This is a genomic window from Pseudomonas persica, from assembly GCF_900291015.1.
Taxonomy (GTDB): Bacteria; Pseudomonadota; Gammaproteobacteria; order Pseudomonadales; family Pseudomonadaceae; genus Aquipseudomonas.
Map to the genome: position 1 here is coordinate 1 of NZ_OLKL01000160.1, position 269 is coordinate 269.

At 44.2% G+C, this 269-nt stretch carries 1 protein-coding gene; it reads right to left on the reverse strand.

Translation table 11 applies throughout. The features are described from left to right. The coding region (locus FQ664_RS27560; protein WP_474707157.1) for a hypothetical protein at positions 1–269 on the reverse strand (269 nt) is incomplete at both ends.

Here is a 269-nt window from a genome sequence, read left to right on the forward strand (position 1 = left end):
CCTTGGGGCTGATGTGTGTGTGACCACACTTTTCACAAATCCATTCAGTTGGTATTAGGCTCTCGAATTCAAAACCTGACTCAAGTCGATAGAGTAAATTAGATAAACGCTCATCATGCGTTTTCTCAATCGCCCCTATATTAAGAAAGTGACCCGCGACTACTGAATCACCGTGCGAGTTGCAGAGTTCAGACAACTCAGGATAAAACGCGACAGATTCAAAACTTTCGCCATCGATGCTGTCTTTTAACGCAGCGGCAATATCGGTT